The following is a 23,331-nucleotide window of genomic DNA, read 5'->3' as shown; positions in this document are numbered from 1 at the left end:
TCCTAGTGGGTCGGAGCCACGGCGATGGGCTCGCCGTCGATGTCGGTCAGGTCATGCTGGCGCTTGGCCAGGGCAAGGTAGGCGAGCGCGCCGGCGCCGGAGCCGAGGAACCAGGCGAAAGGCCCGAGAACATGCAGCGCCGGAACGAAGGCCAGCACCAGGGCGATGGCGGAGCTGATCGCCAAAGCTCCAACAGCGCGATAGTTCACGCCTCGGGTGAAGTAGTAGGTGCCTTCGGGGTGGTCGCGGTACAGGTCCATGACGTTGATCCGCGCTTTGCGGATCAGCCAGTAGTCGGCCATGATGATGCCGAAGAGCGGGCCGAGCAATGCGCCCAGGCCGCCGAGGAAGTAGTTGATGATTTCCGGGGAGTTGTAAAGATTCCACGGCAATATCACCAGCCCGATCACGCCGGAAATCATCGCGGCGCTGCGGAAGTTCAGTTTCTTCGGGAAGAGATTGGTCAGCGCGTAGGTGGGAGCTACGAAGTTCGCCATCAGGTTCACTGCGATGGTCAGGACCAGAAGCGCGGCGGAGGCGAGAAGCAACAGCAAGGTGTTGGGAATCGCTCCGACAACATCCGACGGCGAAGTGATGACCTTGCCGTTGATGGAGAACTGCGTTCCGGTGAGAACCACGACGATGGCTCCGAAGAAGAGCATGTTCAACGGGATGCCGAAGAAGTTGCCCTTGACGATGGATTTCTTCGACTGCGCTCCGCGGGTGAAGTCGCAGAAGTTCAGGACGAAGGTTCCGTAAATGGAGACCCAGAGCGCGGCAGCGCCGAACATTGCCGCCCACATTGCGCCACCGCTCTTGGTCTCGCCGGTGCTCAACGAGATGCTGAAGCCAGATTCGATAAGCATCCAGATGGCCAGTGCCAAGAAGGTCACCAGGATCACCGGGCCGGCGAAGGCTTCGTATTTGCGGATCATCTCCATGCCGTAGCTGACGATCACGAGCTGAATGGCCCAAAGGACTATGAAGCAGATCCACCCCAGGGTGTTCAGTCCCAGGAAGCTTGAATCCTCAAGTCCGGATGCCGCGGGAGCGACGGCGATCACCATGACCGAAAGGACCTGGGACGCCAGATAGGTCTGGATGCCGAACCAGGCGATCGCCACCGCGCCGCGGATCAGGGCCGGGATCTGGGCTCCGGTGATTCCGAAGGCGATGCGGCTCATCACCGGGAACGGGACGCCGGTCTTTTCGCCCATGAACCCAGAGAAATTCAGCAGGGCAAAGAGCAGCACCGCGCCGATGGCAAGGGCACCGAGGATCTGTCCCGCGCTCATTCCCAGGGCGAACAGGCCGATGGCGAAGGCGTAATTCCCCAGCGAGTGCACGTCGTTGGCCCAGAGGGTGAAGATGCTGTAGGCATTCCACGAGCGCCCCTTGCGGGTGGTTGGAGCCAGATCCTGGTTGTACAGGCTGGGGCTGAGTTCATGCGGATTGGAGCGGTCGATCCCCTGGTGGCTGGGGGCGACCGGTGGTACGTCGGTGGAGCTTGGCTCCGAGAGTTCTTGCCTCATGGCGAGGTCCTTTGCTCATGAGCATGCTGAAGGCAGGGCGAAGCCACCCGGTGTCCGGGATGGGAAATTCGTGTGCTGTCGGCCCGCCTGCGCAAGGCATGCTGATCTATTCGTGGTGGGTTTGCCGTGGGTCCGCGCTGCGGACGGGATCACCGGCTACGGATAGATCGGCTGGCCGAAGTTCTGGTAGAACTCCGATGGGGTACCTACCACTGGCTGGGCGGTCAGGGCCTGCTGCCAGTCTGGGTGCCCGAGTAAACTCCCGAGGGATTGTGCGCTCATGGCTGCTCCTGAGTCAGTATCATGCACTCCGAGATGTGTGCCGCATCACCTTCCAGTCAACTGTAAGCCCCGATCGCGCCTACCGCAATAGAAAATACTGATTTCATATGACGGAAATATGGGCGCAACTCATTCGCCACCTCCATGGGGTGGTTCATTCGATCCAGCGCAATTTCTAACAAACAGGTTTCGCATATTAAGCAAGAGTTACTTGCCTCTCGCCGTGCGCCAGCGGCCTTGCCCGGAGGTGCTGGAGGGTTGCAAGAAGTTGAGTGCACAGGGGTTGACAGTCAGCCGCCCGGGTCGTAGTGTTTTCATGAAGCAAAACATAATTTCCACAAAGCGGAAACTTGAAACCTGGTCTTGGAGGGGAATCCGGTGTCCTACACTCTGAATTGCTCAATTCTTCTTACTGAATTGCCACTGCTGCAGCGCGCAGAGGCAGCGCGCCAGGCAGGGTTCGACAGCGTCGAATTCTGGTGGCCCTTTGCTGAGGCCGTCCCCGGGGACCGGCAGGTGGACGAATTCATCGCGTCGCTCAAGAACGCCGGCGTGAAGCTCGACGGACTGAACTTCTTCGCCGGCAATATGCCCGAAGGAGATCGCGGCCTGGTGTCCTGGAAGGGGCGCAGTTCCGAGTTCACGGACAACGTCGCCGTCGTGGCCGCCATCGGCGAAGCCACCGGATGCACCTCCTTCAACGCCCTGTATGGCAACCGCCTTGCGGACTACACCCCTGAGGAGCAGGATGAGCTGGGGCTGGAGAACCTGGTCGTGGCCGCCGAAGGCGTCGCGGGGATCGGCGGCACCGTGCTGATCGAACCGGTCTCCGGGACCGAGGCCTACCCGTTGAAGACCGCCGCCGATGCGCTGGCGATCGTCGACGCCGTCAAGGCAGAAGGCCAGGGCAATATCGCGCTGCTGGCCGACTTCTACCACCTGGCCGTCAACGGCGACGATGTCGCCGCCGTGATCGAGGACCACGCCAAGGACTTCGGGCACATCCAGATCGCCGACGCGCCGGGCCGCGGAGCCCCGGGCACCGGCAACCTGCCGCTGTTCGACTGGATCAGCCGCTCGCGCGAGCTGGGCTACATCGGCAAGGTCGCCCTGGAATACAAGCAGGATCAGGCCACCGCCTTCGAGTGGCTCAAGACCGCCTCCGCCAGCGCCTAGAGCACCCCCATACCTGAGATTTTGGAGAACAACATGTCGCAGAACGTTGCATTCATCGGCCTTGGCATCATGGGCCTGCCAATGGCGAAGAACCTGGTCAATGCCGGTTTCGCCGTCACCGGTTTCAACCGCAGCCAGAAAGCCATCGACGACCTGGTCGCCGCTGGCGGGCAGGGCGCCAACTCGATCGCCGAAGCTGTCAAGGACGCCGACGTGGTCATCACCATGGTCCCTGATTCCCCGGACGTCGAAGCCGTGGTCACCGGCGAGGACGGCGTCTTCGCCCACGCCAAGGCCGGAGCGTTGTGGGTCGACAACTCCTCGATCCGCCCGGATGTCTCGGTGGATCTGGCCCAGGCGGCCCGCGCCGCCGGACTGCGCCCGCTGGACGCCCCGGTCTCCGGCGGCGAAGCGGGAGCCATCGAAGGGGTGCTGTCCATCATGGTCGGCGGCGAGCCGGCAGATTTCGAGGCCGCGCAGGGCGTGCTCAACGCCGTGGGCAAGACCATCGTGCTGGTGGGCCCCTCGGGCTCGGGCCAGACCGTGAAGGCCGCCAACCAGCTGATCGTCGCCGCCAACATCCAGGCGCTGAGCGAAGCCGTCGTCTTCCTGGAAGCCTATGGCGTGGATACCGATGCAGCCATCAAGGTGCTCGGCGGCGGGCTGGCCGGCTCCAAGGTGCTGGACCAGAAAGCCCAGAAGATCCTGGACCGCGAATTCGCCCCGGGCTTCCGCCTGGCCTTGCACAACAAGGACATGGGCATCGTGACCTCGGCGGCCCGCGAAGCCGGCGTGGTCCTGCCGCTGGGCGCCCTCGTGGCGCAGCTGGTCACCTCCACCGTGGCCTGTGGGGACGGGGCACTGGACCACTCGGGCCTCTTCCGCGGCGTGCAGCGCTTCTCCGGCACGGTTGAAGCCCCGGTTCCGGCCTAGGGCCCACACATCTTCCTACGGCGGGCGTTGCCGGTAGCGCCTGCACCTCAGATCACGGCACCCTTCACCAGCAGCGCGGACGCCGGTTGCGGTTTGCGTACACGGTTCACCGCGGCCGGCACCGCCGGTGGGGCGCGAGGACTTCGTTCCGGTCCGTTCCCGGGATCTGGTGCTCAAGGGGCAGGCGTTGTGGTGACTCATGCGCCGTGCTGCCCGCCGTAGGTTCCTTTTCACTTCTTCCCCGCTATCCATGAACAGCTTGATTGTTCTTCCCAAAGGACGTGTTTGCCATGCCAAAGATGCGCGCAGTAGATGCCATCGTACAGATCCTGGAAAAAGAGGGTGCCACCGAGGCCTTCGGCCTGCCAGGAGCAGCCATCAATCCGCTGTATTCGGCCATGAAGGACCATGGCGGAATCCGCCATACCCTGCACCGCCACGTCGAAGGCGCCAGCCACGCGGCCGACGGCTACTCGCGGGCCACCGGAAAGATCGGGGTGTGCCTGGGCACGTCGGGCCCGGCGGGCACCGACATGATCACCGGCCTGTATGCCGCCATCGCCGATTCGATCCCGATGCTGTGCATCACCGGACAGGCCCCGACCAGCGTGCTGCACAAGGAGGACTTCCAGGCCGTGGACATCGAGTCCATCGCCAAGCCGGTCACCAAGTACGCGTCGACCATCCTGGAGCCGGGGCTGGTGCCGGGCACCTTCGCCAAGGCCTTCCAGATCATGCGCTCCTCGCGTCCCGGCCCGGTGCTGCTGGATTTGCCGATCAATGTGCAGATGGCCGAGATCGACTTCGACATCGACGCCTACGAGCCCTTGCCGGTGGACAAGCCGAAGGCCACCCGCGGGCAGGCAGAGAAGATCGTCGACCTGCTGCTGAGCGGCACGAAGCCGCTGATCATCGCCGGTGGCGGTGTGATCAACGCCAACGCCTCCCAGCAGCTCGTTGAGCTGGCCGAGGAGCTGAACATCCCGGTTTCCCCGACCCTGATGGGCTGGGGCGCGATCGCCGACGACCACCGCCTGCAGGCAGGCATGGTCGGCATCCAGACCCACACCAGGTACGGCAACGCCACCTTCCTGGAATCCGACGTGGTGCTGGGACTGGGCAACCGCTGGGCCAACCGCCACACCGGCGCCCTGGATGTGTACCGCGCGAACCGCAAGTTCATCCACGTGGACATCGAGCCGACCCAGATCGGCCGCGTCTTCTCGCCGGATCTGGGGATCACCTCGGATGCCGGTGCCGCCATCGACGCCATCCTTCAGGTGGTGCGCGAGCGCAAGGCCGCCGGCACCCTGCCCGACTACAGCGCCTGGGCCGATTCGGCCGCCGCGCGCAAGGGCACCGGGCACCGCAAGACCAACTTCGATAACATCCCCATCAAGCCGCAGCGCGTGTACCAGGAAATGAACGCGGCCTTCGGCCAGGACACCACCTACGTGTCCACCATCGGCCTCTCGCAGATCGCCGGCGCGCAGATGCTGCACGTCTTCGGCCCGCGCCGCTGGATCAACGCGGGACAGGCCGGCCCGCTGGGCTGGACCGGTCCGGCCGCACTGGGCGTGGTGCGCGGCAAGCCGGGGAAGAAGGTGGTCGCCCTCTCCGGAGACTACGACTTCCAGTTCATGATCGAAGAGCTGGCCGTGGGCGCGCAGTTCAAGCTGCCGTATGTGCACGTCGTGGTGAACAACTCCTACCTGGGCCTGATCCGCCAGTCGCAGCGCGGCTTCGAGATGGATTACCACGTGCAGCTGGGCTTCGATAACATCAACTCCCCGGAAACCAACGGCTACGGCGTGGACCACGTCAAGGTCGCCGAAGGCCTGGGCTGCAAGGCGGTGCGCGTCGAGGATCCTGCCAAGCTGGCCGACGGCTTCGCCGAGGCGCAGCGCCTGGCTGAAGAGTTCCAGGTGCCAGTGGTGGTCGAGGTCATCCTGGAGAAGGTCACCAACATCGCCATGGGCGCAGCCCTGGACGCTGTGAACGAGTTTGAAGATCTGGCATTGACCGCCGAAGATGCACCAACCGCGTTGGTGCCGCTCGGCGCACGTGCCACCGTGAGTGCCTAAAGGCTAGTCGTCACTACCTGGACACGCACAACTGCCAGGGCGCGGGGCACCGGTTCACCATATTTCGGGTGTGCCCCGCGCACTGGCCATTGAACGTGGCGCCCGGCTGCTGGGCCGCAGGGCGCCTGCTGAATGACGGTTTATGACGCACGATTGCCGTGCGAGAGCGGCTGCCGGCCGAATATGACGGCATCCAAGGCGCCTGGGTTACTTAGTGTGACTATTCATTTCCGCCAATCGATGGGCTGGGGCCGCGGCTCTTAAAGTGGAGGCAATCCCGCCGCCGTTTCAATGGAGAACCCCAGATGGCCCAAGCCCCCAGCACTGCACTACCTGCCACCAAAGCCCAGCCATCCGGCTCGCTGCGCGGAAACCTCTCGGTGGCTTCCATCGTCTTCATTGTCGTCGCCGCGGCGTCTCCGCTGGGCGTGATCGGCGGCCCTGTCCCGTTGGGCATTGCCTCGGGCAATGGCGCTGGCTTCCCCTTCTCCTTCGTGATCGCCACGCTCGTGCTGCTGCTGTTCTCCGTGGGGTTCACCCAGATGACGCGGTTTGTTCCCCATGCCGGCGCGTTCTACGCCTACATCGGTGCCGGGCTCGGGCGCGCAGTGGGCCTGGGCGCCGCATTCATCGCACTGCTGGCGTACCTTGCCCTGGAAGCGGGGGTGTTCGGGCTCTTCGGGCCGGGACTGGGCGAGCTGGTCGAAGCCTACGGCGGTCCCGAGCTGCCGTGGTGGGTTTGGGCAGCCGCCTGCTTCGCAGTGGTCGCGGTCCTGGGCTACCGGAATATCGAGCTGTCGGGGAAACTGCTGGCCGTGCTGCTGATTGCCGAGGTGGCCATCGTCGTTGCGCTGGACGCCGTGGTGATCTTCTCCGGAGGCGGCCCGGAAGGATTCTCCCGGGGAATCGTGACCCCAGCGGAAATTGTGTCCGGTGCGCCGGGAATAGGAATACTCTTTGCCATCTTGTCCTTTGTGGGATTCGAGGCGACTGCGGTGTTCCGCGATGAAGCCAAGGACCCGGACCGCACCATCCCGCGCGCAACCTACATTTCCTTGATCGCCATTGGCGTCTTCTACACCGTGTCCAGTTGGGTTCTGATCAGCGCCAACGGCCAAAGCGGCATCGTGGCCAAGGCCAGCGAGAACTCCGGGACCATCCTGCAAAGCACGACCGAAGCCTATCTGGGCTCCGTCGGCGGGCATATTGTCCAGCTGTTGTTCGTGACCAGCCTCTTTGCCTGCATCCTGTCGTTCCACAATATATCCTCGCGCTATTTCTTCCAGCTGGGGGTGCGGCAGGTCTTGCCTGCCTCCTTGGGGCAGGCGCATCCGACCCTGGGCTCCCCGGCCAAGGCATCGGTACTCACCTCTGCCGTCACGGGCGTGCTGGTGCTGCTCGCCGTAGTGCTCCAGCTCGAGCCAATCAACCAGTTCTATACCTGGCTCGGAGGGATCTCATCGGTGGGAGTGGTCCTGCTGCTGACGTTGACATCCATCGCGGTCCTGGCCTTCTTTTCCCGCAAGCAGCCCGGAGGGCCGAAGTGGGGCCGGCAGGTGGCTCCGGCCCTCGGGCTGGCGGGCCTGCTCGGCTTCCTGGGCATCATTCTGGTGAATCTTCCAAGCCTTGTCGGCGAGGACGGCTACGGGCCGTTCTCCATCGGTGTGCTGGCCCTGCTCGTGGCCGGCATGGTCGCGAGGGTGCTGCTCTCCAAGCGGCGCGAAGTGCTGCTGTAGCCGGGGAATGCCGCGCCCGCCGGTGCCCTGCGCGGCAACCCGCAGCCGCTTCTGGGCGAGCCGGCCACGAGGGGGTCCACGGCAGGATTCGGGGATCTGATCGTGATCGGGCGCGCCCCGCGTAACGAACCCATATCAATTACCTGAGAAACCGGAAGATTCCGCGGCCCGCGTTCTAGGCTGGACTCCTATGGGGACAACGTGGCGGTTTCTTTCGACTACAGGAACAGGTATGGATACGAGCTCTGCACCCTCATTGCTGACCAAAGAAATCAATGATCTGTCCCAGGGCGAAATGTGGCTGATTTCGCTGGTCCTTGCCGGCGTCCTCTTCGCGGTGCTGCTCGGTTTCGGCATCAAGACCTATCTTCATCAGCGGAAATCAGCACCGGCCAACGCCGAGGCCGAAGAAACAGCAGCCGCCGTGCCGCCCAGCAGCCAGCCCGTCCACCCAGGCGCGGTCCGCGGTGCCTCGACCCGCCAGCGGCCTTCGCCGCCTGATGGCCTGCGTGCCGTCGAGCCGGCCCTGAGCAGAATCGAAAACGGCAGCTGAATCAATTTTTCCCTCAGCGCAGCGGCCGGTCCTTGCCACGGCCTGCCGGAATGCCGGATCCGGGCGGTCGCACCGTAGGATCAGGGCATGGCAGAAAATACCATGCAGCCATTGCCCCCGGTCAATGCCGAAGCGGCCGCAACAATGTGGGCGGACTATTTGGCCAGCCGAAGCATCGATGCCCAGAACGCCCCACATCATGTTGCCGAATCCTTTGGCGATCATCCGGCGCTGGCTGATGAGCTCTTGAATGAAATTCTGCACGGAACCAAGCGGGCCACGTCCTCGCTGGCCTGCGACTACGACGACTGCAACGAGCGTGTGCCCCGGCCGGAGGACCATTGCATCATTTGCGACGGGGCAGGGGAGCCGCGGGCCATCCTGCGGATCATCAGCGTGGATCGCGCCAGTTTCTTCGAGGTGGACGCGCAGTTCGCCGCGGCGGAAGGCGAGGGGGATCTGAGCTTGGCTTCGTGGCAGCGCGAACATGAGAAGTTTTGGCGTCGAACCCAGAAAGCCATGGGGCGTGACTGGTCGCCGGAGGATACGCGGTTGCCCGGTGGCGAGCTGATCCTGGAGAGATTTGAAATCTGCTGGCCTGCACGGTTCGCCGGCTAGCAGCGGCCTGCCCGCGGCAGGATGCACTCGGCCATGAACTGCGCGGCCACGGAATTCGGGCGTAGGCTGGGCTTGAAAGCTTCCAATCAGGTGAAGCGCAATCACGGAAGGTCGAATATGTCGATTGTCGTCATCAATGCCCTATCGGTTCCCGCAGAAGCCGGCGAGGAGCTGGAGAAGCGCTTCGCGGCCCGCAAGCATTCGGTGGATTCCTCGCCCGGCTTTGAAGGCTTCAAATTGCTCCGCCCGGTCAGTGGTGAAGACCGCTATTTCGTCTACACGCAGTGGGCTACGCGAGAGGACTTCGAGAACTGGCGAGAGCAGCGCGCGGACGCCGCCCATGCCGGCGGCGAGGCGAAGCGGCCTGTTGCCCACGGTGCGGACTTGATGGAATTCGACATCGTTGAGCTCTAAGGCGAGCTGACATGCAGGGCGGGGCGGGAAGATCCAGCGGATCTTCCCGCCCCGCCCTGCATGAGTGGCAATCAGTCGACGCGCATAGGTGCCGGGCTGGTGGGCTGTGAGGCACGGTGGGCCGAATGGGCCACCAGTGCCACGCCCAGGATGATGCACAAGATCGCGCCGATCATGAACGTCATATTGATGCCCGCAGGGGTGGCAGCCCCATGAACCCCGGCATGGGTGGCGATGATGGCGGCCGAAATCGCGGTGCCGAAGGAAGAGCCAACGGTGCGCAGCACCTGGTTGAAGCTGACCGAGCTGCCCAATTCCTGGGTCGCGACGCTGCGGGCAATCAGCGCAGGCATCGCCGCGTAGCTGGCGCCCATGCCAAGGCCGAAGACCAGCATGCTCACGAGGATTTCCCACAGCTGCGAGTGCACTAGCCACAGCAGGGTGCCGGCCAGGGACATGATGATCGCGCCAAGAGGCAGCATGATCTGGATGCCCACCTTCTTGGCCAAGACCCGGACGACCCGGTTGGCCGTGAAGCTTCCGACGGACAGCGGGAAGATGACAAACCCGGCCCAGAGCACCGGAAGGCTCAGGCCATATCCCGTGGATTCTTCGGCTTGGGCCACCAGGGAGGCCACCGACATGCCGATGTACAGTGCCGCGCCGAGCGCGATGGCAGAAATGTTGGCCAGCAGGACATCGCCCTGCTTGAGCGTGCGCAGGTTGATCAGCGGGTGATCCAGTTTGTTTTCAACCGGCACCCAGACGGCCAGGATGACGGCCGCAACGACCAGGAGCACCAGGATCGGCAGCGAACCCCAGCCCCATTTCGGCCCCTCCGAAATGGCCAAGAGCAGGGACCCCAGGCCAAGGGCCAGCAGGACTGTCCCCAGATAGTCGAACCGGTGGGAGGCGGCCTGGGTATCCGGCCCCGAGGGCAGGACCTTCCAGGCAACGATGATAGTGGCAAGAACGAAGAGTGCGCCAAACCAGAAAGCGAAGCTGTAGTCGAACAGTCCGGCGATGATGCCGGTGAGCGGGTAGCCGATGCCAATGCCGGAGGAGACCGTCACGGACAGCGAGGAGATCGCGGGCTGGACCTTGCCCTGCTCGATGTACCTTCGGGCGATGGAAATCGTGATGGGCACGATGCCGTACGACAGGCCCTGCAAGGCGCGGCCGGTGAGGAACAGCGAGAAGTTCGGCGCCGCTGCTGCCAGGACGGAGCCAACGAACATGATGCCCAGGGAAACCATCAGCAGGCGTTTCTTGTGCGGCCCGTCGCTCAGGCGGCCCAGGATCGGCGTGGCGATGGCGCCGGCGAGCAGGTTGACCGTCAGCATCCATTGCGCGGTGGCCACGTCGACATCGAACTGCAAAGCAATCGAGGGGACCAGCAGCATGCCCAGCGAGGAGACGATGGCTGTGGACAAGGCGGCGAAGACCAAAGCGGGCAGCAGCGCTTTTTGATTGGGCGGGTTCATGCGTGCACCACCGTCCGGATTTTCGCCAGGGCCGGGATGGCGTCGCGGACCAGCTTCAACTCTGCTCCACTGAGTTCATTGCCGATGGCATCTTTGAGTGCTTGGCGCCCGAGGGCGATTTCGGCCTGCAACTTCTGGCGCCCGGCCTCGGTGAGGCGGAACCAGAGCTTGCGGCGGTCCAATTCATCCTTGTGGCGTTCGATGAATCCGAGCGATTCCAGTTCCTTGGTGCTCAGCGAGATCGCTTGTTGGCTGACGCCGATGGCGTGGCTCAGTTGCGTGGCGCTGACGTGTTCTTCTGCCGCGAGAGCCCGGAGGATGCCGATTTTCCCGGGAGAAATGGTTCGCGCTGAGTGCACGATTCCCAACATCGGGAAGATCGCGTCAAAGAGAAGCTGGGGTAGGCCGTCATCCTCCGAAGAATATTGCATAGCTATAGAATACAATTAACTTGTACAAGTTTGCTGAAGATCCCAGGGCACCGAGCGAGAGTTCTGAGGATCCAGGGGGACAGGGTGTGGCTCGTCCGGGATGGCTGGTCGCCATGTGTGCCATTGAGCCGGAAACTGGTGGCGAGGTGTGCGCTTGCCGGTAGTCTGGCATGTCGAGACTCGAAAGCTCCCGGGCGCGCTTTGAATGGCTTGGCATTTGACTTGGCGCAGCTCCTGTCCCGCGCGGTGGATGATGCCAGGGTCCACCGATGGCCGGATGGGGGAAACCGGGCCCAGGCGGCCGTGCCGGCGCAACGAGCGCACCCTGCTGCGCGGAAGAAAAACCTTGACCCGCCCGGAGAGGTGTTCTAGGCTTCACAGTAAACTGATATACCAAGTGGATATTAAGCCGACGAGCTTCACGGCGTTTTTTCCGTGCCCCGCTTTCCGGTTGAAATGCGCTGCATTCCGCCGGATCCACTTGAATTCAGGAGTGTCTTGCCGTGCATGCTGAGCGAGGAAAATTCCATGATCTCCACAGAAACCGTCACCAACTATCTTGAGCGTCTCGCCTCGCGAGCGCCCGCACCCGGGGGAGGGGCCGCCGGTGCACTGCACGCCGCCCAGGCGGCGGCACTGGTGTCCATGGTCGCTGAATTCACCTCCGGCCCGCGCTATGCCGAGGTACAGGCGCAAGCTGCGGGCATCGCGGAAGAAGCAAAGAAGCAGATGCGCGAAGCACTGTTCGCGGCCCAAGAGGATGAGCGTCTTTTCGGGCTGCTCAGTACGGCCTATGCCCTGCCCAAAGATACCGAGGAGCAGAAGGCCAGCCGCCGCGAGGCCATCAACCGCGCCACCATCGATGCCGCGGCCCCGCTGGTAGCCACCGTCGAAGTAGCGTCCGGAGTCATCAGGCTGGCCCAGGAGCTATTGCCCATCGGCAACCGCTCGGTCTCCAGCGATGTGGCCGCCGCGGCCGAAGCCGCCCGCGCCGCCCTGGGCACCGCGCTGGTCACCCTGGAGATGAACATCGCCGCCATCAAGGATCAAGCGCAACGCGAACAGCTGAGCCGTGCGACCGGACGAGCAGCCGAGATGATCGGAGAAGCCGAAACAATGACCGCTTCGGTCCGTTCGGCGGTGTCGGCATGACGGCCCGGCGCCTGGGCGGCAAGCCGGTGGCCGAGGAGATCCGCGCGAGAACCGCTCACCTGGTTCAGGACCTGAACCGCGACGGCTTCACCGCCAAGCTGGCTGTGGTGATGGCCACCGGGAACGAAGCGACCGCCTGGTACGTGCGCTCCATTGAGCGCGCGGCGGCGCAGCAGGGCGTCGACTGCCAGGTGCTTCAGATGCCTGAAGCCAGCCAGGACCAGCTGGCGGCGGCAATCACGGCGCTGAATAACGACGAATCAGTGCACGGAATCATCCTCCAGACCCCCTTGCCTGAAGGCGTGGATACCGCAGTCCTGGTGCAGCTGATCGACCCGGCCAAAGATATCGATGGAGCCAATCCGCTGAGCCTCGGCCGGCTCAGCGTGGGCCAACCGGCTTTTGCCCCGGCCACCGCGCGTTCGGTGCTTGAGATCCTCGAGCATTACCGGATTCCGCTCTCCGGCCAGCATGTGGCCGTGGTAGGGCGCTCTGCCGTGGTGGGCAAGCCCCTGGCCCAGCTGCTGCTGCAGCGCGATGCGACCGTGAGCATCTGCCATTCCAGAACCCCCAAGCTGGCCGATTTCACCAAGGCCGCTGCCATCACCGTCATGGCCGTCGGCCGTGCCAACCTGCTCACCGCGGAAGAGGTGGCCGACTGTTCGGTAGTCATCGATGTGGGCACGAATGTGGACGAAGAAGGCCAGCTGGTCGGGGACGTGCACGCGGCCTCGGTGCAGCCCAAAGTGCGCGCGCTCAGCCCGGTCCCCGGAGGCGTCGGAACCGTGACCACATCCCTGCTGATCTGGCATACCGTGCAGGCCGCCGCGAAAGTTTGCGAGTCGATCATGTGGAGAGGAGAGCCCATGGCCACACGCCGGTAGCAGTACGCCAGCGTCCGGGTTCTGCCCTGGCGGGCAATCCAGTCCGCCGGGCCGCGAAGGGTGCTGGAACGGCCGGTGCCAGGCGCAGCGATGATACGACACGGGTCGTTCCGAGAGCGTGATGACAGGGGATCTGTTGAACGGATACGGCCCGGACAACCGCCGCATCATTGATCTGAGGATTAATGATGCGGCGGTTTTCGCTGTCTTGACGCTGGGCTGGCCCGGATTTACGCACCCGCCGATTGGCCAGCGTACCTGTTCCGGGCCACGGACTTGGTGCAATGCGGAACCAGGGCTGGGAGAACCGTCACGGTGCCCGCTTAAAAGCTTGAGGACATCGACAATCGATGTCCTCAAGCTTTGTTCCGCCGTGCTGTCCCGTGCGGGACGGCGCCTAGTTCACCGGGGTGGCAGGATCCTCGCCGCGCAGCACCGCCAGCGTGTTCTCGCAGGCAAGCACCGCCATCGCGGTTCGCGTTTCTATGGTCGAGGAGCCCAGGTGCGGCACCAGGGCAACGTTCTCCAGTTCCAGCAGGTCCGGGTGGACCGCTGGCTCCTTCTCGAAGACGTCCAGCCCGGCGCCGGCGATAACGCCGTCGCGCAGGGCCTGGGCCAGCGCTGCTTCGTCCACGATCGGGCCGCGGGCGGTGTTGACCAGATAGGCTTCCGGCTTCATCGCCGCCAGCTGCTCCGCCCCGATCAGGTGATGGGTGTTCGGGCCGTAGGGGCAGTGCAGCGAGACGACATCGGAGGTGGCCAGCAGCTCATCGAGCTCCACCTTCCGCGCACCCAGTTCGGCGGCGATCGCCGGATCGATTTCGCTGCGCGACTGGTAGACCACCTCCATGCCGAAGGCCTTGGCCCGGCGGGCGGTGGCCTGGCCGATGCCGCCCATGCCCACCACGCCCAGGGTCTTGCCCTGCAGGCTGGAGCCGAGCAGGAAGAACATGCCCCATTTCCACGGGGTTCCGGAGCGGATCAGGCGTTCGCCTTCGCCCAAGCGCCGGGTGGCCATGAGGATCAGGCCGAAGGCGATATCCGCGGTGGCCTCGGTCAGCACTCCCGGGGTGTTGGTGGCGCGCACGCCCCGGGCGGTGCAGTCGGCCACGACAATGTTGTCGTAGCCAACGGCGACATTGGAGACCACCTTCAGCTGCGCGCCGGCGGCGTCCAGCAGTTCCGCATCCACGCGCTCGGTCAGCAGGGTGACCAGGGCATCGGCCCCCGACACCTTGGCCAGCAGCTCTTCGCGGGAGATCGACTGCTCGCCGTCCCACGCGTCGACCTCGTGCTCGGCGCGCAGCTTGTCCAGCGCGGCTTCCGGGATCCGCCCGGTGACGACTACCTTCGCCATTACGCCGCGATCCATTCGCGCAGCCGGCCCAGGCCCTCGCGGATGTCCTCGGTTTCAATGCCCGAGTAGGCCAAGCGGATGTACTGGCGCTTCTCGCCGGGCAGGCGGCGGCCGAAGTGCTCGCGGGTGCAGAAGGAGACGCCGGTGTTCTCCAGGGCTGCGGTGGCGAAGTCGCCGACGTCGGTGAATCCCTTGCGCTCCATGGCCTCGGTGACATCCGGGAACAGATAGAAGGTGGACTGCGGCACGGCGACGCTGAAGCCCGGGATCGAGTTCACGATCTCGCAGGCGACGTCGCGGCGTTCCTTGAGGGTGTCGAGCATTTCCTGGACCGGTTCTTGCGGCCCGGTCAGCGCGGCGATGCCCGCCCACTGCACATAGTGGGTGGTGCAGGACTCGTCGTTGGTGTTCAGCTTGCTCATCACCTGGGCGATCTCAAGCGGTGCCACGGCGCAGCCCAGGCGGGAGCCGGTCATCGCGAACTTCTTGCTGAAGGTGTAGAGGATGACGGTGCGCTCTGCCATTCCCGGAAGCGCGGCGATGGAGCTGGACGCTCCCTCGTAGCGGGTTTCGAAGTAGGCCTCGTCGGAGAGCACCCAGAGGTCGTGCTCGATCGCCAGCTGGGCCACGGCTTCGCGTTCGGCGGCCGTGGATTCGGCGGAAATCGGGTTCTGCAGGTCGTTGTAGATGATCGCCGTGGTGTTCTCGGTGATCGAGGCGCGCACTTGCTCCAGGTCGATGGCGAAGCCCGACTCGGTGGGCACGTAGTTATAGGGCACTGCGGTGCCGCCGAGGTACTCGATCTGGGATTCGTAGATCGGGAATCCGGGGTTCGGGTACAGCACGTCCTGTCCCGGATCCATCACTGCCTGCAGGAACTTGGTGATCACCGGCTTGCCGCCGGTCATGACCACCACGTTGTCGGCGGTGAAGTCCATGCCGCGCCGGGAGCCGATGTCATGGGCCAGGGCTTCTCGCAGCTGCGGGATGCCGGGGCCTGGGCAGTAGCCGGTGTAGCCCTCGGAAATGGCCTGGCTCATGGCGTCGACAATGTGCGGCGCGGTGGGGATGTTGATGTCGCCCAGGTGGAATGGGTAGACGCGGTTGCCCTTGGCTTTCCAAGCCGCGGCGGCCTGTGCCACGCTGAATGCCGTCTCGGTGCCAAGCCGGTCAAGGCGTTGTGCCAGTTGTTGCATAGTGTAGATCCTTCGTTGGTTGGGAGTGGGCGCAGGGCTGCTGCGCGGATTCCATGGACGACGGCCCGAAAAGCGAATGTTTCCGCCTTCCGGGCCCCATCGTCACAAGACGGTGCTACTCGGAAACCTTGGCCAGATCCGGGTACAGCGGATGGGCTTCAGCAAGCTTCAGAACACGGTCCTTCAGCTCTGGCAAGACCGAAGTATTGCCATCAGCGCCAGCGATCAACGCCTGGGCGATGATCTCGGCAACTTCAGCGAACGCTGCCTGAGAGAAGCCGCGGGTTGCCAGCGCCGGGGTGCCGATGCGCAGACCCGAGGTGGTCATCGGCGGGCGTGGATCGAATGGCACCGCGTTGCGGTTCACCGTGATCTCCACCTGCGCCAGCAGATCTTCGGCCTGCTGCCCGTCGAGCTCCGAGTTGCGCAGGTCCACCAGGACCAGGTGCACGTCGGTGCCGCCGGTCAGCACGCTGATGCCCTTGGCCGCCACATCGTCCTGGGTCAGGCGCTCGGCCAGGATCCTGGCACCAGCCAGGGTGCGTTGCTGGCGCTCCTTGAACTCTTCGGACGCGGCGATCTTGAAGGCCACGGCCTTGCCCGCGATCACGTGCTCCAGCGGGCCGCCCTGCTGGCCCGGGAACACTGCGGAGTTCAGCTTCTTCGCGATCTCGGCATCGTTGGACAGGATGATGCCGCCACGAGGACCAGCCAAAGTCTTGTGGGTGGTCGAGGTGACCACGTGGGCGTGCGGCACCGGAGATGGGTGCAGGCCTGCTGCGACCAGGCCAGCGAAGTGGGCCATGTCCACGAACAGGTATGCGCCGACCTTGTCAGCGATTTCGCGGAAGCGCTTGAAGTCCAGCTGGCGCGGGTAGGCCGACCAGCCGGCCACGATCATCTTCGGCTGGTGCTCCACAGCGAGGCGCTCGACCTCGTCCACGTCCACCACGTTGGTTTCCTCGTTCACGCCGTAGGGAACGATGTTGAACAGGCGGCCGGAGAAGTTGATCTTCATGCCGTGGGTCAGGTGTCCGCCGTGGGCCAGGTTCAATCCGAGCACGGTGTCGCCGGGGCGGACCAGTGCGTGGTAGACCGAGGCGTTGGCCTGGGCGCCGGAGTGCGGCTGGACGTTGGCGAAGTTCGCGCCGAACAGTTCCTTGATGCGCTCGATGGCCAGGGTCTCGATGACGTCGACTTCTTCGCAGCCGCCGTAGTAGCGGCGGCCCGGGTAGCCTTCGGCGTACTTGTTGGTCAGTACCGAGCCCTGGGCCTGCATGACGGCTTGGGCGGTGTGGTTCTCCGAGGCGATCATTTCCAGGCCGCGCTGCTGGCGGGCCAGTTCGGCGTCGATGCGCTGCGCCACCTCCGGGTCCAGTGTGCCGAGGGTTTCGGTCAATGAGCTGATGGATAGATCCTGGGTGCTGATCAACGATTTCTCCCTAATGTACGAATTGCAGACAACTGATATATCAATAGTTCATGACAAGGCTATGAGTCGAATCCCGATGAGTCAATAGGAAGGAATGACATTCCTGCCCAGGAGATGGCGCAATCTGCTCGGCGGCTACACCCCACAATCGGTGGCACCCCTCCGGTCGCTCGCGCTGGCTGGGCATGGATGGGCTGTTGACTAGGGTAGGATGAAATCGCAGACCCAACGCGAGTCGCTGACCACAGCACTGTTCTGGAGCCAGGGTCCTGCTGCCTCCTTGATCAAGGAAGCTACGAACTACCTTTGCTCGACCCTCAACACTCTTGTCGCGCCTCAAAATGACGACAAGCAACGTTTGCCTGCGCGCTTGAATACCGACCCTTCGCCCAGGACCCCTCTGCCAGCCCGGGCCTAGGCGCTCGGGCAGAAAACCCAGGAGTAGCTTTGCCCCGTTCCCATTACGCGCTGGCCCTGGCCGCCAGCGCCCTCCTCGTCTTGCAACCGCTGGGACCAGCTGCAGCCGACGAAACATTGACCGTTTCCAACCCGGCATCCACCAGTGATACCGGGGCGTGGGCTTCGAGTTCCGTGGCTATTCCCGAAGGGCAAAGCCCGCGTTCGGTACAGGGGCTGATCGAGACCACCGCCAGCAGTGGAGAAATCCAGCTGCGTGTCGGCCAGAAGATTCTCAAGACCTTCCCAGCGCAGCAGGCAGGAGAGTTCGCGATCGACCTGGATGAGCCGGCGCGCACGTTGCTGGCGGACGGGGAAAGCGACGGCCGCCTGAGCGTGGGCGCAAGATGGGTCCCGGAGGACGCTGCCGGGCGTTGCCTGGCAGCGCAACCCGAAGAGGTCAGCCTATCCGGCCTGCGCATCAAGGTCGAGGGCGAGGCGGCCGCCCCGCAGTCGATCGCCCAGTTCTTCGCCATGTCCCCGAAGCGCGTTGCCATCCAGGCCACCGACCAGTCCGCAGCGGCCGCGATGACCGCTGTCCCGGCGATCGCCACGGCATTCAGCGATGCCGATGTGTCCTGGGAAGCCAAGAACCCTGATCTGACGGTTCGCTTCGACGCGGCTGGCGGGAAACTGAAGCTGAAGCTGGACCGGGCGGGCACGACCCTGACCGTGTCCGGGGATGCACAGGAATTTGCGGGGTTGGACTCGGTGCTGCGCACGGAGGCCATTAGCCTTGCCACCGGCACCGAGACCACCGCCGAAGTCACGCCGGACGAGCCGGTGCGATGGGCGCCACCCGAGGAATTGAGCCTGAAGGATCTGGGGCTTGAGAATCCCCGGTTGGAAGGCTACGGGCAGTCCTCGCTGTATACCGGGGTTGACGAAGCCGACTTCGGCGCCAGCATGCACAGCGTGCAGATCCACCTCGCGGGAACGCACAGCGCGCTCCCGAGCAGCGCTGAGGCGGCATTGAACGTGTACTGGAACGACAGCCTGGTGGGTTCCTCTGTGCTGGATGCGCAGGACACCTCCATCAACACCGATATAGCCGTGCCCGAAAGCCTGGTGAAGGGGCGCAACGGCCTGCGGATCCAGCTGGATGCCGCGGCCGTCGGAGCCGAATGCCGCACGGCCGGATCGCTGCCGGTCCAGGTGCACCTTGACGGCGCGGCCAGCTCGATCACCCCGGCCTACGGCACCGGCACGACCCAAGGCTTCGAGATGCTGCCCCAGGCCGCTTCGGGCCAGATCGGCCTGGCACTTGGCCAGTCCGCGGAACCATCCGACGCCTACCTGCTGGCCACGGGTCTCTTGGCCTCCCTGCAGCAGGCCAGTGGTGTTCCGCTGCAGGTCACGCTGCTGCCGGAAGAGGAGGTGGCGTCCTCCCCACTCAGCGCTGTTGTCGTCGGGGCCTCGGCGGACACCATCAATGAGCTGGGTGCGCCACTGCGCCTGGAGGCAATGCGCACCATCGACGCGCAGATGCTCTCTGCCGGGGTCGGCACCGAGGCGCCATACGCGGCACTGCAGGCATTTACCAGCAACTCGCGCACCATCCTGGCCGCCGGTGGCTGGGCCCCGGGTGATGCCACCGGCGCGGCCGAGGCGTCGCGGACCGGTGGCAGCTCGCTCTACGCCGACCTGGCCCACCAGGTGCTCGCGTCCGAAGGCGGATGGTCCGCGCTCTCGCGCAATCTGCTCATCGCCCAGCCGAATGCCGAACCGGTACTGCTGGAAAGCAATTCCGTCGTGCCCCAGCCATCGCGCACCGATGACTATCGGATTTATGGGTGGTGGGCCGTCGGCGGACTGGCCGTGCTGGTAGCACTCGGTGCTGCTGGCGCCCTGGCATACCGGCGCACCAACCGCAAGGCGCGGGCGCAGGCAGAAGCCGAGGCGAAGGCCGCCGCCCCATCTGCTGCCCACGATGAGCTCTAGTTCCGCGGCGGCCACCGCACCGGTGGCGCCAGTTCGGCCCGCACTGCGCGGCTGGCGACGCGCCTGGCAGCTGCTGGATGCGCCGCCGGAGGACCGCAAGGTCCCCGGCACCCTGCTGATCGCCGGCTTCGCGCTGGCAGTATCCCTTGGGGCCAGCGTATATACCGTCAGCACCGGCTGGGCGCTGGCCTATTCGGATGCGCAGAGCCACCTGACGATCGCCCGGCGCATCGTTGATTCCATGGCTCCGGGCTTCGCCCAGCTGGGCACCGTGTGGCTCCCGGTGCCGCACCTGCTGCTGGTGCCGCTGGTCCAGCTCGATCCGCTGTTCCATTCGGGGTGGGCCGCCGCGCTGCTGGGCAGCTTCTCGCTGGCTGGCACCGCGGCCGGCCTCTACCGCATTGTGGCCAGGCTCGGTATCGGGCGTGCCGGGCGGCTGGCCATGGTCCTGATGCTCGTCGCCAACCCCAGCGTGCTGTATCTGTACACCACCGCGCTCACCGAACCGGTGCTCCTGATCTTTCTCGTCGCGGCGCTCGCCGGTCTCACCCGGTGGGCGCTGGGCGCGCGGCGCATGAGTGCAGGGGAGCTGGCCATCTTCGCTGGCCTGCCGACGGCCGCGGCCATGCTCTCCCGCTACGAGGGGTGGATGCTGGCGCTGACCGGGACCATTTTCGTGATCCTGGTGACCATCAGGCGCACCCGCTCGATGCGCCAGGTCATGATCATGGGCGCCGGATTCGCCTGGATCCCGGCATTGTCGGTGCTGTGGTGGCTGGCCTACAACTGGGGCATTTATGGCGATCCGCTGGAGTTCATGTTCGGCCAGTATTCGGCCAGCGCGCAGCAGTCCTCCATTAGCGGCAGCGGCCTGCTGCCCACCAAGGGAAACCTCGGATTGACCCTGGTGACCTTCCATGCCTCGGTGCTGGGAACCGCGGGGACGCTGCTGCTGGTCTTGGCGGGAGCCGGATTGCTCCTGGCCGCATACCGCTGGCGCTTGTCCACGGCCGGACTGGTATTCTGGCTGACCGCCAGCGCCTACGTCTTCGCGGTATTCAGCATGTACATGGGCCAGACCGCCATCAACAACGCCCACTCCTTGCCGAGCACCTGGTGGAATAACCGCTTTGCGATGACCGCCATGCCGCTGTATCTGGTGGCCGCCGCGCTGGCCGTGGATCGGGTATTCGCGCGCTTTCCGGCGCACCGGGCAAGGGCGGTGCTGGCCGGGATGCTGCTGGTCGCGACCGTGCTGCAGGCCAACTGGTGGGCCAATGGGCCGCTAGCTCGTGTCCCCGTGTTGGCCGAGGCGCAGATGAGCCGGGACTCGACCCGCTACTCCAGCGAGGCCGCGCGCTGGCTCTCCGAGCACTACGACGGCGGGTCGGTGCTGATCGATGAGAGCGCGCGCGGCAATTCGGTCATTCCACTGCTGGGGATCGACATCTCGCAGATCTACCTGCGGGCCTCGGGTGATTTGTTCGACCGGGCCCTGGCCAATCCGGCAGCGCACGCACGCTGGATACTGCTGAACGTCGAGGAGGAAGGATCCGCCATCAACTCGGGCCCGGTGGATCTTGTGGATCAGGCGTTGACCAGGCTGCCGGCAGTCCGGGCGCAATACCACACCGTCTACAGCTCACCCACGCATGCCGTGTTGCAAAGGAACGACTGATGAATACTCCCTCCATGCCCCTGGGGCAGCTGCTGATCGAGCATGGTCTGGTGGATCAAGCGGCGATCGAGCAAGCCCTGGCGGACCAGCGCCGCGAAGGCGGCCGGCTGGGCCGCCACCTGCTGCTCAATGGCTCGGTCGACCGCCGCGCGATGTACCGGGTGCTTGCCGCGCAATGGCAGACCGAATTGGTGGACCTGGTGGCAGATCCGCCGCAACTGGATCTGCTGGTGCAACTCGACCACACCTGGGCACTGTCCTCCACATGGCTGCCCTACCGTTGCGAGGGCGAGAGCACGGTCATCGTCACCTGCGAGCGTCCGACCGAGCTGATGCTGGCCGAAGCCGAAGAGCGCCTGGGCACACCGGTGCGGGTTGTGGCGGCCACCGACTGGGACATGCAGCAGGCGCTGCAGTCCGCGTTCCGCCGAGAAATGCTCTATGACGCCTCCGATAAGCTCTCCGCCGAGGAGCCCTCGGCGTCAGCGCGCGTGGCGCTGACCACTTGGCAGAAAGTGCTGCCGGTGCTGCTGGCCGCGGCGCTGGCCGCCGGTTTGCTCCTCGACGTGCGGCTTACGCTGATCGTTGTGCTGTTCATCGCGAATATCAGTTTTGCCTCCAGCATCCTGTTCAAGACGCTGGCCAGCGTCAACGCCCCGATCCAGCGGGCCCGCGAACGCCTGGGCGCGCGGCTGCTACAGCGGTGGCGGAAGGATCTGGGGGTCGCCGTCGATAGCGGTGGACGCATCCCGGATGATGAATTGCCGGTCTACACCATCTTGATCCCGGCCTTCCATGAGGCCAATATCATCGCGAAGCTGCTGGATAATATCGGGGCGCTGGACTACCCCCGCTCCAAGCTCGAAGTCCTGCTGCTGCTGGAGGAGGATGACGCGGAAACGATCGCGGCCGCCAAGGCCGCAGCTCCGCCAATGAACGTGCGGATCCTGGTGGTGCCCCGAGGCGTGCCGCAAACCAAGCCCCGCGCCTGCAATTACGGGCTGGCGCTGTCCAGCGGCGAGTTCTGCGTGATCTACGATGCCGAGGACCGCCCCGAACCGGACCAGCTGCGACTGGCCATTGCTGCTTTCCGCGAGGATGAAAGAATCCGGCGCGACGTGGATCCCACCGCCCGACCGCTGGTGTGCGTCCAGGCGGCCTTGAATTACTTCAATGCCGAGCACAATGTGCTCACCAGGATGTTCGCTGTGGAATACTCGCACTGGTTCGATTCCATGCTGCCGGGCATGGAGGGCACCGGCATCCCGCTGCCGCTGGGCGGCACGTCGAATCATTTCCGCTCTGCGCAGCTGCGTGAGCTCGGCGGTTGGGATCCGTGGAACGTCACCGAGGACGCGGATCTGGGACTGCGCGCCAGCGTGCGGGGATTCCGTGTGGGGATCATCGACTCGACGACCTGGGAGGAAGCCTGTTCCAAGGTTCCGGCGTGGATCAAGCAGCGCACCCGGTGGATCAAGGGCTACATGATCACGGCCGCCGTTAACATGCGTCGTCCCCTGCGATTCGTGCAGCGCACCGGACTCGGGGGAGCCGTGGGCATGATCGGCCTGATTGCCGGGACTCCGCTGGCGTTCTTGTCCTACCCGCTGGTTCTCGGGTTCACGATCTTCACCTATGTCGGTGTCCGGTTTATCGGGCTGCAACTTCCCACGGGTTTGCTGGGTCTGGGCTGGGCGACCATGCTCTTTGGAAATGCCATGATGATTCTGGTTTCGGGGCTGGTGTCCTGGCGCCGCTACGGAGCCAGGGTGGCCGTTTTCGCGGTGCTCAACCCGGCCTATTGGGTCTTGCACTCCATCGCCGCTTGGCGTGCGGCGTACCAGATGGCACGCACTCCGCATGTCTGGGAGAAAACCCCGCATGGGCTCGATGAGGAGGAAGGCTTTGCCCTGCCAAGGGCGAAGGCCCAGCATTCCACGACGCTTGGAGAACCTTGAGCCCTGTGCTGCCGTGGCTTGCGGTGATGGAGGT

20 protein-coding genes are annotated in these 23,331 nt (G+C 64.7%); 13 read left to right on the top strand and 7 right to left on the bottom strand.

Translation table 11 applies throughout. From position 1 onward, the window contains the following. Window positions 1–2 precede the first annotated feature (2 nt). Both OF385_RS15405 and OF385_RS15400 read right to left on the bottom strand, forming a co-directional pair. Entirely contained in the window at window positions 3–1,532 is a 1,530-nt protein-coding gene (locus OF385_RS15405; RefSeq protein WP_264276178.1) for an NCS1 family nucleobase:cation symporter-1, read from the bottom strand. A 156-nt stretch (window positions 1,533–1,688) separates the two neighbouring features. Further along, the gene (locus OF385_RS15400) at window positions 1,689–1,814 is read right to left on the bottom strand and encodes a hypothetical protein (RefSeq protein ID WP_264276177.1); all 126 of its coding nucleotides are present in this window, start codon (window positions 1,812–1,814) and stop codon (window positions 1,689–1,691) included. A 378-nt stretch (window positions 1,815–2,192) separates the two neighbouring features. Between OF385_RS15400 and OF385_RS15395 the strand changes: the two genes are divergently transcribed. The 7 genes from OF385_RS15395 to OF385_RS15365 all read left to right on the top strand — a co-directional run bounded on the left by OF385_RS15395 (window position 2,193) and on the right by OF385_RS15365 (window position 9,328). Further along, the gene (locus OF385_RS15395; RefSeq protein ID WP_264276176.1) at window positions 2,193–2,990 is read left to right on the top strand and encodes a hydroxypyruvate isomerase family protein; all 798 of its coding nucleotides are present in this window, start codon (window positions 2,193–2,195) and stop codon (window positions 2,988–2,990) included. 33 nt (window positions 2,991–3,023) lie between these two features. After that, on the top strand, window positions 3,024–3,923 hold the full coding sequence (locus tag OF385_RS15390) for a 2-hydroxy-3-oxopropionate reductase (protein ID WP_264276175.1): 900 nt from the start codon (window positions 3,024–3,026) through the stop codon (window positions 3,921–3,923). A gap of 290 nt (window positions 3,924–4,213) precedes the next feature. Then, window positions 4,214–6,007, top strand: coding sequence for a glyoxylate carboligase (gene gcl, locus OF385_RS15385; RefSeq protein ID WP_264276174.1), 1,794 nt, complete (start codon window positions 4,214–4,216; stop codon window positions 6,005–6,007). 305 nt (window positions 6,008–6,312) lie between these two features. Beyond that, window positions 6,313–7,743 carry an APC family permease gene (locus OF385_RS15380; protein ID WP_264276173.1) on the top strand — a complete coding sequence of 477 codons (1,431 nt, stop codon included), beginning with the start codon at window positions 6,313–6,315 and terminating at the stop codon, window positions 7,741–7,743. 232 nt (window positions 7,744–7,975) lie between these two features. Continuing rightward, entirely contained in the window at window positions 7,976–8,296 is a 321-nt protein-coding gene (locus OF385_RS15375; protein ID WP_264276172.1) for a hypothetical protein, read from the top strand. A gap of 87 nt (window positions 8,297–8,383) precedes the next feature. Beyond that, on the top strand, window positions 8,384–8,914 hold the full coding sequence (locus OF385_RS15370) for an ASCH domain-containing protein (protein ID WP_264276171.1): 531 nt from the start codon (window positions 8,384–8,386) through the stop codon (window positions 8,912–8,914). A 117-nt stretch (window positions 8,915–9,031) separates the two neighbouring features. Next, window positions 9,032–9,328: an antibiotic biosynthesis monooxygenase family protein gene (locus OF385_RS15365; RefSeq protein WP_264276170.1), complete on the top strand. Its 297-nt coding sequence runs from the start codon at window positions 9,032–9,034 to the stop codon at window positions 9,326–9,328. A 71-nt stretch (window positions 9,329–9,399) separates the two neighbouring features. Here the strand turns inward: OF385_RS15365 and OF385_RS15360 are convergent, their stop codons facing one another. After that, complete coding sequence (locus tag OF385_RS15360) at window positions 9,400–10,812, bottom strand: MFS transporter (RefSeq protein WP_264276169.1); 1,413 nt, start codon at window positions 10,810–10,812, stop codon at window positions 9,400–9,402. Next, window positions 10,809–11,243, bottom strand: coding sequence for a MarR family winged helix-turn-helix transcriptional regulator (locus tag OF385_RS15355; protein WP_264276168.1), 435 nt, complete (start codon window positions 11,241–11,243; stop codon window positions 10,809–10,811). The genes OF385_RS15360 and OF385_RS15355 overlap by 4 nt, the downstream gene beginning before the upstream one ends. A gap of 528 nt (window positions 11,244–11,771) precedes the next feature. Between OF385_RS15355 and OF385_RS15350 the strand changes: the two genes are divergently transcribed. Beyond that, the gene (locus tag OF385_RS15350; protein ID WP_264276167.1) at window positions 11,772–12,395 is read left to right on the top strand and encodes a cyclodeaminase/cyclohydrolase family protein; all 624 of its coding nucleotides are present in this window, start codon (window positions 11,772–11,774) and stop codon (window positions 12,393–12,395) included. Beyond that, window positions 12,392–13,279 (top strand): bifunctional 5,10-methylenetetrahydrofolate dehydrogenase/5,10-methenyltetrahydrofolate cyclohydrolase, encoded by an 888-nt coding sequence (locus tag OF385_RS15345; protein WP_264276166.1) that lies wholly within the window; start codon window positions 12,392–12,394, stop codon window positions 13,277–13,279. The genes OF385_RS15350 and OF385_RS15345 overlap by 4 nt, the downstream gene beginning before the upstream one ends. A 397-nt stretch (window positions 13,280–13,676) precedes the next feature. Here OF385_RS15345 and OF385_RS15340 read toward each other — a convergent pair whose 3' ends face one another. From OF385_RS15340 to glyA, 3 genes are all read right to left on the bottom strand, one after another. Continuing rightward, window positions 13,677–14,636, bottom strand: coding sequence for a 2-hydroxyacid dehydrogenase (locus OF385_RS15340; RefSeq protein WP_264276165.1), 960 nt, complete (start codon window positions 14,634–14,636; stop codon window positions 13,677–13,679). Continuing rightward, a complete protein-coding gene (locus tag OF385_RS15335; RefSeq protein WP_264276164.1) occupies window positions 14,636–15,832 on the bottom strand; it encodes a pyridoxal phosphate-dependent aminotransferase in 1,197 nt (398 codons plus the stop codon). Before OF385_RS15335 ends, OF385_RS15340 begins: the two co-directional genes overlap by 1 nt. 115 nt (window positions 15,833–15,947) lie before the next feature. Next, entirely contained in the window at window positions 15,948–17,264 is a 1,317-nt protein-coding gene (gene glyA, locus OF385_RS15330) for a serine hydroxymethyltransferase (protein WP_319019151.1), read from the bottom strand. 211 nt (window positions 17,265–17,475) lie between these two features. Between glyA and OF385_RS15325 the strand changes: the two genes are divergently transcribed. From OF385_RS15325 to OF385_RS15310, 4 genes are read left to right on the top strand one after another with little or no spacing between them, the layout of a single operon-like run. After that, entirely contained in the window at window positions 17,476–17,682 is a 207-nt protein-coding gene (locus OF385_RS15325) for a hypothetical protein (protein WP_264276163.1), read from the top strand. Between the two features lie 29 nt (window positions 17,683–17,711). Further along, a complete protein-coding gene (locus OF385_RS15320; protein ID WP_264276162.1) occupies window positions 17,712–19,661 on the top strand; it encodes a cellulose biosynthesis cyclic di-GMP-binding regulatory protein BcsB in 1,950 nt (649 codons plus the stop codon). Continuing rightward, a complete protein-coding gene (locus OF385_RS15315) occupies window positions 19,651–21,339 on the top strand; it encodes an ArnT family glycosyltransferase (protein ID WP_264276161.1) in 1,689 nt (562 codons plus the stop codon). The genes OF385_RS15320 and OF385_RS15315 overlap by 11 nt, the downstream gene beginning before the upstream one ends. Continuing rightward, window positions 21,339–23,297, top strand: a complete 1,959-nt coding sequence (locus OF385_RS15310) for a glycosyltransferase (protein ID WP_264276160.1) — start codon at window positions 21,339–21,341, stop codon at window positions 23,295–23,297. Before OF385_RS15315 ends, OF385_RS15310 begins: the two co-directional genes overlap by 1 nt. The last annotated feature ends 34 nt before the right edge of the window (window positions 23,298–23,331 follow it).

It is taken from the genome of Glutamicibacter sp. JL.03c, from assembly GCF_025854375.1.
Lineage (GTDB): Bacteria > Actinomycetota > Actinomycetes > Actinomycetales > Micrococcaceae > Glutamicibacter.
Note: the sequence above shows the minus strand (reverse complement) of the source record. Positions and strands in the feature narration are given on the sequence as shown.